We start from the raw sequence: 9,185 nt of genomic DNA, 5'->3' as shown, positions 1-9,185 counted from the left end.
GCCGGCCCGGGCGGGGGACAGGCGGCGGGCGAGGGCGTCCCGGGTCAGGTCCGGGCGGAGATCCACGACGAGCCGCGCGCTGCCCCCGGCCGCGATCGCCTCGCGCAGGACGCGCGAGAGGGCGTAGACCGCCCCGCCCTCGAGGCCGGCCTCGGTGATCACGGCCTCGCCCCGCACCGTGGTGCCCGCGCAGGTGAGCGCCACCCGCTTCAGCGGCGCGCCGGAGAACCGCTCCCGGAACAGGTCGGACCAGGCCGCCGCGAAGCCGGCATTGGCCGGACGCAGGGGCGACACCGCCACGCCGAGCCCCTCGAGGAGCGGCACCCAGCGCCCGTCCGAGCCGAGGCGCGGCCAGCTCGCCCCGCCCAGCGCCAGCAGGGTGGCGCGGGGCCGGAGGTCCAGGGGACCGTCCGGGGTCTCGAAGCGCAGGCCCCCGGCGATCCCCGTGAGCCGGTGGCGGGTCCGGATCCGGACGCCGAGGCGGTCGAGCCGCGCCAGCCACGCCCGCAGCAGCGGCGAGGCCTTGAAGCTCCGCGGGAAGACGCGCCCGCTCGAGCCGACGAAGGTCGGCTCGCCGAGATCCGCGCACCACGCCCTGAGCGCGTCGGGCGGGAAGGCCGCGATGGCCGCGTCGAGGGCGCCGCGCGGATGGTAGCGGGCGAGGAACTCAGCCCGCGCCTCGCCGTGGGTGATGTTGAGGCCACCGCGCCCGGCGATCAGCAGCTTGCGGGCGACCGACGGCATGCGCTCGTAGACCGTGACCGCGCGGCCGGCCTCGCCCAGCACCTCGGCCGCGGCGAGCCCGGCGGCCCCCCCGCCCACGATGGCGATTGCGTCCCTGTCATCCGGCATGGGGCGGGAGAGCGACAGCCCGGCACCCTCTGTCAAGGGCGAAGGCCGGATCGGCGCCGGGCGCCATGGGCCGGCCTCCGGCGTTGCGCTAGGAAACGGACACGCCCGAACGCACGTTCTTCCCGATCCCGGGCGCCGCGGTTACCGGTGCACCGGCCCGCGACCGCGGCCCGCCCGCGCCCCCCTCATGCCGCCCCAGGCCCCGTCCGCCCCGGACGGTCGGCCGGCACGGTCCGGATCAGAGGCTCTCAGACACGTGGCCAGTCCCGTCGCCGTCACCGAGATCCAGCCGCAAACCCAGGCGCGGGCCGCCCCGCAGGCCGCGCTCAGCCCCGGCGAGATCCGCGCCATCGTCTACGGGCTGATGACCGCGATGCTGCTCGCGGCCCTCGACCAGACCATCGTGGCGACCGCCATGCCGACCATCGGCCTCGACCTCGGCGACGCCGCGAACCTGCCCTGGATCGTCACCGCCTACCTGCTGGCCTCCACGGCGGTGACCCCGCTCTACGGCAAGCTCAGCGACATCCACGGTCGGCGGGTCATGCTGCTGATCGCCATCGCGACCTTCGTGGTCGGCTCGCTCGCCTGCGCGCTGGCGCCCACGATGGTGGCGCTGGCGCTCGCCCGGGGTCTCCAGGGTGTCGGCGGCGGCGGTCTGATCGCCCTGGCGCAGACCATCCTGGCCGACATCATGTCGCCCAAGGAGCGGGCGCGCTACCAGGTGGTGATCGCGGGCGTGTTCGTGACGGCCTCGGTGGCGGGGCCGCTGCTCGGCGGCCTCTTCGCCCAGCACCTGCACTGGTCCCTGATCTTCTGGATCAACCTGCCGATCGGCGTCCTCGCCTTCGCGCTCACCAACGCCAACCTCAAGCGCCTGCCCCGCCACGAGCGCCGCCACCGGCTGGACTATCCCGGCGCCGCCCTGATGGTGGCGGGCTCCGTCACCCTCCTGCTGGCCCTGAGCTGGGGCGGGGTGCGCTATCCCTGGGACTCGGCGCCGGTCCTCGCCCTCCTGGCCGGCGCGGCCGTGCTGGGCGGCGCCTTCGCGGCGCGGCTCGCCACGGCGGCCGAGCCGCTGATCCCCACGGAGGTGCTCAAGGACCGGGTGGTCTACAGCGCGACGCTGGCCGCGTGCTTCGCCATGGGCACCTTCATCGGGCTGACCATCTACGTGCCGATCTTCCTCGAAGGGGTGATCGGGCTCTCGGCGAGCGAGTCCGGCGTGGCCCTGGTGCCGCTGATGATCGGCACCGTCACGGGCGCGACCCTGTCGGGCCGGTCGATGCTGCATTTCCGGCACTACAAGCGCGTGCCCCTGGCGATGATGTGCGTCAGCCTCGCCTGCTGCGCCACCATCGCCTGGCAGGGCCGGGCGCTCCCCTTCTGGCTCATGGAGGTGCTGTTCGCGCTGCTCTCCATGGGGATCGGGACGATCCTCCCGCTCTCGACCATCTCGATCCAGAACGCGGTGGAGACGCACCAGCTCGGCATCGCCACCGCCGCGATGAACTTCTTCCGCTCCCTCGGCGGGGCGCTGATCGTGGCGGCCTTCGGCACGATCGTGCTCGGCGGCGCCGCCGGCGGGGCGGGGGGAGGCGCCCACGACGTGGAGAGCCTGATCCGCGGCGCGGACCCGGCCCAGCTCGCCCTGACCTTCCGCCACGTCTTCCTGGCCGCCTGCCTCGGCCTGCTCGGGGCCTTCACGTTCCTGGCGCTGATGGAGGAGCGGCCCCTGCGCGAGCGCACGTCGCCGAGGATGGCCGCCGAGACCCCGGAGGCCTCCGCCTGACGGCCTCGCGGCACCGGACGCGTTCCCTCTACCCCCGCGTTCCCGTCCGGGACCAGAGGCCGCACCGACACGCGCGCCCGCGTCGCGTCGGGGCCACGGGGACCGGAGATCGTCACCGGCCCGCGCGCCGCCCGGGCATCTTGCCCTTGATTCGCCCGGATCACCCCTTACGTCGGCCCCATCGGCTGCGGGCCCCTCTGGCGGGCGCTCCTCAGCGCCCGTGATGTCGGAGCCGATGCTTTCCATTTGGAATCAGCATCAGGTCCCGCACATGATGGACGTCCTCACCGTCGAATGGCTCGGCAAGCCGTTGTGGATGTGGCTCGGGTTCCACGTCCTGATCGCCTGCCTGCTCGCCTTCGACCTCGGGCTCCTCCACCGCGACAAGGAGCACGAGATCGGCGTCCGGGAGAGCCTGCTGCTCACCGGCTTCTACCTCGCCCTCGGCCTCGCCTTCGGCGGCTGGATCTGGTGGTATCTCGGGCCGTCTTCCGCCGAGGAGTACGTCACCGGCCTCGTGGTCGAGAAGTCGCTGTCGATGGACAACGTCTTCGTCATCGCCATGATCCTCACGGCCCTGGGCATCCCGCGGGCGGCCCAGCACCGGGTCCTTCTCTGGGGCATCCTGGCGGCCGTGGTGCTGCGCGGCCTGATGATCGGGCTCGGCGCCGCCCTGGTGCACGAGGTGCACTGGGTGCTCTCCCTGTTCGCCGCCTTCCTGATCTACGCCGGCCTGAAGATCCTGATCGCGGGCGACGAGGAGGAGGGCGACTTCCAGAACAGCGCCGTCGTGCGCTGGTTCAAGACGACCTTCCGGGTCACCCCCGACCTGCACGGCCAGCGCTTCACCGTGCGCAAGACCGACCCGAAGACCGGCAAGGTCGCCCTGTACTTCACGCCGCTGGCCCTCGCCCTGGTGCTGGTGAACGGCGCCGACGTGATCTTCGCGGTCGACAGCGTGCCGGCGATCTTCGCGATCACCACCGACACGTTCGTGGTCTACACCTCCAACATCTTCGCGATCCTGGGCCTGCGCGCCCTCTACTTCGCCCTCGCCGCGATGGTCGACCGGTTCGCCTACCTGAAGACGGCGCTGGCCTTCATCCTGATCTTCATCGGCGCCAAGATCGTGGTCGCCGACACGTTCGAGCTCGTCCACGTGCAGCCCTGGGTCTCCCTGGTGGTGACCCTGACGCTGCTGGCGGCCGGCGTCGTCTACAGCCTCTGGCGGACCCGGACCGACGCGCCGGTCGCGCCGGCCCCGGAGGCCGGGCACCCCCGTGAGGCCCGGGCCCACCGCGCCTGAGGGCCCGGCGGGCGCCCGGCCCTCAGGCCGGCGGCAGCGCCGCGATCAGGTCGCGCAGGGTGGTGATGGTCGAGGCGTCGGCCACGCCGTCCACCCGCGCCGGGCGGAAGTGGCGCTGGAACGCGGTGACCACCGCCTGAGTGCGCGCGTCGAACAGCCCGGTCACCGGCAGGTCGTAGCCGTAGAGCGCGAACATCGCCTGCAGCGCCTCGACGGGCTGGCCGGCATCGCCCCGCGCGAAGAAGCGGCCGTCCTGGAGGCGGGCGGGCGGCACGCGGTGGCCCACCCCCGCCGCCGCCAGCCGGTCCCACGGGAAGATCTCGCCCGGATCCTCCTTGCGCTCGGGCGCGACGTCGGAATGGGCGAGCACCCGCTCCGGCGGGATCGGCCAGCGGCCGAGGATGTCCCGGGCCAGCGCGATCACCGCCTCGACCTGCGCCTCCGGGTAGGGCGGCAGTCCGCCGGCATGGCCCGGATGGACGATCTCGATCCCGATCGACCGGGAATTGACGTCGGTCTCGCCCTTCCAGGCGCCGGCGCCGGCGTGCCAGGCCCGGCGGGCCTCCGGCACCATCTGGACGATCCCGCCATCCTCGAACACGAGGTAGTGCGCCGAGACCTCGCTCAGCGGGTCGCGCAGGCGCGCGAGGGCGGCGGCCCCGCTGTCCATCCCGGTATAGTGCAGGATCAGCATGTCGAGCGGCCCCGCGCGGCGGGCGCCGTGGTTCGGCGAGGGCGCGACGCGGCGGGCGAGGGGGCTGTCGGGGGTCAGGCTCACCGGAGTCCGCGCTCCTGCGCGATCCGGTCATAGGCGGCGTTGATCGCGGCGAGCCGCCGCGTGGCGATGGCCACGGCCTCCGTCGGCAGGCCGCGGGCGAGCGCCCGGTCCGGGTGGTGCTCGGCCACCAGCGCCCGGTGGCGGGCCTTCACGGCGGCGTCGTCCGCCTCGCGGTCGAGCCCGAGGACGCCGTAGGGATCGTCCGGCAGCCGCACGTGGCGGGCGGCGACGCGCCGGAACGCCGCCTCGTCGAAGCCGAAGATGCCCGAGACCGCGCGCAGGTAGCGCTCCTCGGCCTCGTGCAGCGCCCCGTCGGCGCCGGCAATCTGGAACAGACCGTCGAGCACGTCCTCGAGGAGCGCCGGCTCGTCGCCGAAGGTGGTCGCCAGCTGCTGGGCGTAAGCCTCGAAGCCGTTCGTGGTCTTCTTGGCGAGGTCGAACAGGCGCTCGACGCCCGCCCGCGCCGACGGCTCCACCTGCACGACCCGGCCGAACGCCTCCACCTCCGAGGGCAGCACGACGCCGTCGGACTTGGCCATCTTGGCGGCGAGCGCCACGAGTCCGGTGGTGAACACGACGTCGCGCGGCGTCCGCCCGAAGGGCGCGCCGACGCGGTCGAGCAGGAAATGACCGGCGACCCCGCCGATCAGCGCCCCGAGGGGGCCGCCGATCGCGAGGCCGAATCCCGCGCCGCCGAGCTTGCCCCAGACGCCCTGGGTCTTGGTCGCCTGAGTCATGGGACGACCGGTCCCGGCGCTGATCCTCGGCTCGGCTCTGTCATCGGCGGCGGCGGGGTTCCGGCACCGGGACGGGCCCGGCCGAGCGACGGGATAGCCGCTCCGCACGCCGCGAGGAAGGGCCGGGACGCGCCCGGCCCGCCCCCTTCAGCTCAGCGGCAGTAGACGTTGCCGTAGGCGTCGCGGTACGTGCCGTAGGGGCAGCGCGGCGCGGTCGAGGCGCCCACGATGGCGCCGCCGGCGCCGCCGATCGCGGCACCCGCCAGTGCACCGCCCGCGCGGCCGGTGGCCGCCGCGCCGATCGCGGCACCGGTCAGGGCGCCGAGGCCGGCACCGCCCAGAGCCCGGTCCTCCGGGGTGTTGCAGCCAGCGAGCGAGAGGGCGGCGATGGTGGCGATGGCGGCGGCCGTCAGCTTCTTCATGGTCCCCAGAACTCCCTTGTGAATCCGGTCCGGCCGGTGGCCGTGATCGTTGCGGATCGGGTCGAGCTTAGCAGGAAAGGAATGTCGGCCATACGGCTAAGGTTCCATCGGCCGCGAGACGCGTTGCGAGACGCGTTGCGAGACGCGTTGCGAGACGCGTTGCCAGACGCGTTGCCAGACGAGTTGCGCCCGGTTCCCGTCTCGCCCTATGCCACGGTTCGGAGGCGCTCCGGCCGCGGTGCCGCGACGCCCTATCCGGCACCACGTCCGGCACCAGTCCGGCTCATGTCCGAGGGTCCCATGCCGACAGCCACCACGATCGTCCGCCGGGCCGCGGTCCGCGCCGACCGCGTCGCCGACACGGTGACCCTCGACCGCGCGGGCCGGGCTGCCGTCGCCGGATCCCTGGTCGCCGAGGGCGGCCTCGGCTTCGACGTCGCGCTCACCAGGGCCGCGGCGCTCGAGGACGGCGACGCCCTGCGCCTCGACGACGGCCGGCTCGTCGCGGTGCGGGCGGCCGCCGAGGATCTCCTGGAGGTGCGGGCCGAGAATCCGGCCCGCCTGCTGCGCCTGGCCTGGCAGCTCGGCGGCAGCCACGTGGACGCCGAGATCGGCGCGGACGTGCTCTACGTGCCGGCGACGCCCGCCGCGGCCGAGCTGGTGCGCGGCCAGGGCTGCGTCGCGACCCCGGTCTCCCGTGCCTTCCGTCCCGAGCAGGCCGCCCACGACCATAGCACCTGCGGGCACGATCACGGGCACGACCATCATGCCCACCATCATCACGACCACGGGCATGAGCACGCTCACGCGCACGATCATGGCCACGGCCACGATCACGAGAAGCACAGCCACGATCATGCCCACGGTCACAGCCATGAGCACGGCCACGCGCACGGCCAAGATCACGAGCACGCGCACGGCCATGATCACGAGCACGGGCACCAGAAGCACGACCACGGCCACGTGCACGGTCCCGGCTGCGGCTGCGGCCACGATCACTAGCGGTTGAGCCGGGCCCGATCGGGGATCCCGCACCGGGCCCAGACCGCGGACGGTCCGCCGCCGTCACTCTGCCGGGACGAAGCGCAGCGTGCCGGCGCGCCGCGTGGGCTGGCCGGTGTCGTTCGTGTGATTGACGCCGTCCATCACCGGGACCTCCGGAAAGTCGAAGGGACTGACCCCGTCCAGGCAGGCCACGTTGACGGCGTGGACGTTCGGGTCCGACCGCCGCTGGTGATGCGTGTAGACGCCGCAGCGGGAGCAGAAGAAGTGCTGCGCCGCCCCGGTATGGAACCGGTAGGTCGTCAGCGCCTCCGCCCCCTCCAGGATCCTCACCCCGCCCGGCCGCGCCATGACGACGACGGCGCCGCGCATGCGGCAGTAGGAGCAGGTGCATCGCCGGATCGACGCGAGATCCCCGTCGAGGGCCGCCTCGAAGCGCACCGCCCCGCAGTGGCAGCGTCCGGACCGGGTCGTCGCGTCGTCCGCCATGGTGCTGGGCCTCCCGTGCGTTTTCCTGCGATCGGGCGCGGCGGCAGAGCCGGCCGGCACCTCGAACCCTAGGTTTCCGGCAGCGTGGGGACAATCACCATGTCGTCACACGATGTGTCAGGAAAACTCACACAGGGTCGTCGGTGGGCCGACATCCCTGCCGGTCACAGGCGCTTCGGGACGGGCCTGCGGCAGTAGAGGCGCGCCGCCTCGGCGGACAGGCTGTCCTGGGCGGCCACGCACTGGTCGAGGGTGAGGCCGATGCTGGCCGCGTAGGGCTCGTAGGGCGACAGCGCCGCGCGGGCGAGGGCCGCCAGGTACAGCAGGAACGCCGCGACCGCGACGATCAGCGCGGCGACGAGGACGCGGTTCAGCAGCATCGCCGGCGACCGCTCACGGGATCCCGACCAGCAGCAGCGCGAGCGCGAGCATCGTGAGCCCCGCCCCGATCAGCGCCGCGGCGGTGTAGTCGCGTCCGGACCGGCGCGCGGGGGCGCGGCCGGGCCGGATCGCGATCCGCGCCCCGGATGACTGCGCGGGGCCTGGATCCCCGGGCCGGCTCACTGCAGCAGGCCCCACAGGCCCGTCGCCAGCCCGAAGGTGAGCGAGAGCATCGCTGCGCAGAGCAGGACCCGGTCGATCACGCGGGCGGCCCGATCCTCCTGCTGAACGTCGATCATGGCTGGGCCTCCTCGCGGGCAGAGTGCCGAGCGGCTGTTGCTGACCTGTGTCGGTCCCGCGCCGGCACACGGGTTCGTGTTGTCCGCGACGGGGGCCTCGAACGGGTCTGTGCCGGCGGGGCGCGGCGCCAGGGCAGCGGAACACCCGGGATGCCGTGCGGTTGGACGGGCATCCCCATCGGAGACGACGCGTGACCACGGATCCGCTGCACAAGTATCCCCTCCCGCCCTTCGCGGCGCAGCCCCAGAGCTTCCCCGGCAAGACCGGTCGCATGGAGCCGGAACCCGACCACGGCGAGGCGAGCTACGCGGGCTCGGGCAAGCTGACCGGCCGGGCCGCGCTGATCACCGGCGGCGATTCCGGTATCGGCCGCGCGGTCGCCATCGCCTTCGCCCGGGAAGGGGCCGACATCGCCATCTCCTACCTGCCGGACGAGCAGGCCGACGCGGAGGCGGTCGCCCAGTGGGTCGAGAAGGCGGGGCGGCGGGCGCTGCTCCTGCCGGGCGACCTCAAGGACGCCGCCTACGGGCGCCAGATCGTCGCCCGCACGGTCGAGACGTTCGGGCGCCTCGACGTGCTGGTCAACAACGGCGCGTTCCAGCAGCCGAACGAGGACCTCGCCGCGATCGACGACGCCGTGTTCGAGGACCATTTCCGCACCAACGTGTTCGGCGCGTTCTACGTGACCAAGGCGGCGCTCGCCCATCTGAAGCCCGGCGCCTCGGTGATCTTCACCTCCTCGGTGAATTCCAAGCACCCGATGCCGTCGCTCATGGCCTACAGCGCCACCAAGGGCGCCCTGAGCAACATGGTGCTCAGCTTGGCCCAGCTCCTCGCCGAGAAGGGCGTGCGCGTGAACGGCGTGCTGCCCGGGCCGATCTGGACCCCGTTCATCCCCTCCGGGATGAGCCAGGATTCGGTGAAATCCTTCGGCAGTCAGGTGCCGTTCGGCCGGCCCGGACAACCGGCCGAACTCGCCTCGGCCTACGTGATGCTGGCCTCCGAGGAGAGCAGCTACACGTCGGGCGCACTCGTCACGGTGGCCGGGGCCATGCCGGTGTTCTGACGCACCTCTCCCGCGCAGGTTCCCGGACGGGCCCCGCGGCAGCGGCGCCCGTCCGGGGCG

The 9,185-nt window shown here is 73.3% G+C and carries 10 protein-coding genes; 4 read left to right on the top strand and 6 right to left on the bottom strand.

What is annotated here, in order from left to right:
* The coding region (locus ACLBYE_RS27860) for a TIGR03862 family flavoprotein (RefSeq protein WP_447696653.1) at positions 1–852 on the bottom strand (852 nt) is incomplete at its 3' end.
* A 256-nt stretch (positions 853–1,108) separates the two neighbouring features.
* On the opposite strand from ACLBYE_RS27860, the gene ACLBYE_RS27855 reads away from it, so the two are divergent.
* The gene (locus ACLBYE_RS27855; RefSeq protein WP_447696652.1) at positions 1,109–2,644 is read left to right on the top strand and encodes an MDR family MFS transporter; all 1,536 of its coding nucleotides are present in this window, start codon (positions 1,109–1,111) and stop codon (positions 2,642–2,644) included.
* Positions 2,645–2,915: 271 nt separating this feature from the next.
* Positions 2,916–3,950, top strand: coding sequence for a TerC family protein (locus tag ACLBYE_RS27850; protein ID WP_091680263.1), 1,035 nt, complete (start codon positions 2,916–2,918; stop codon positions 3,948–3,950).
* Positions 3,951–3,972: 22 nt separating this feature from the next.
* Here the strand turns inward: ACLBYE_RS27850 and ACLBYE_RS27845 are convergent, their stop codons facing one another.
* The 3 genes from ACLBYE_RS27845 to ACLBYE_RS27835 all read right to left on the bottom strand — a co-directional run bounded on the left by ACLBYE_RS27845 (position 3,973) and on the right by ACLBYE_RS27835 (position 5,887).
* Positions 3,973–4,728: an N-acetylmuramoyl-L-alanine amidase gene (locus ACLBYE_RS27845; protein WP_447696651.1), complete on the bottom strand. Its 756-nt coding sequence runs from the start codon at positions 4,726–4,728 to the stop codon at positions 3,973–3,975.
* A complete protein-coding gene (locus ACLBYE_RS27840) occupies positions 4,725–5,465 on the bottom strand; it encodes a TerB family tellurite resistance protein (RefSeq protein WP_447696650.1) in 741 nt (246 codons plus the stop codon). Before ACLBYE_RS27840 ends, ACLBYE_RS27845 begins: the two co-directional genes overlap by 4 nt.
* A 152-nt stretch (positions 5,466–5,617) precedes the next feature.
* Complete coding sequence (locus ACLBYE_RS27835) at positions 5,618–5,887, bottom strand: hypothetical protein (protein WP_012318984.1); 270 nt, start codon at positions 5,885–5,887, stop codon at positions 5,618–5,620.
* Positions 5,888–6,187: 300 nt separating this feature from the next.
* Here ACLBYE_RS27835 and ACLBYE_RS27830 point away from each other — a divergent pair, with 300 nt between their 5' ends.
* Entirely contained in the window at positions 6,188–6,889 is a 702-nt protein-coding gene (locus ACLBYE_RS27830) for an urease accessory protein UreE (RefSeq protein WP_447696649.1), read from the top strand.
* 63 nt (positions 6,890–6,952) lie between these two features.
* On the opposite strand, the gene ACLBYE_RS27825 is transcribed toward ACLBYE_RS27830, so the two are convergent.
* Both ACLBYE_RS27825 and ACLBYE_RS27820 read right to left on the bottom strand, forming a co-directional pair.
* Positions 6,953–7,378 carry a GFA family protein gene (locus ACLBYE_RS27825; RefSeq protein WP_056532787.1) on the bottom strand — a complete coding sequence of 142 codons (426 nt, stop codon included), beginning with the start codon at positions 7,376–7,378 and terminating at the stop codon, positions 6,953–6,955.
* Positions 7,379–7,542: 164 nt separating this feature from the next.
* Positions 7,543–7,758 (bottom strand): hypothetical protein, encoded by a 216-nt coding sequence (locus ACLBYE_RS27820; RefSeq protein WP_447696648.1) that lies wholly within the window; start codon positions 7,756–7,758, stop codon positions 7,543–7,545.
* Between the two features lie 491 nt (positions 7,759–8,249).
* On the opposite strand from ACLBYE_RS27820, the gene ACLBYE_RS27815 reads away from it, so the two are divergent.
* Positions 8,250–9,125, top strand: a complete 876-nt coding sequence (locus tag ACLBYE_RS27815; RefSeq protein WP_447696647.1) for an SDR family oxidoreductase — start codon at positions 8,250–8,252, stop codon at positions 9,123–9,125.
* The last annotated feature ends 60 nt before the right edge of the window (positions 9,126–9,185 follow it).

This window comes from Methylobacterium sp. A52T (assembly GCF_053346095.1).
This window is presented reverse-complemented; position numbering and strand designations above follow the sequence as displayed.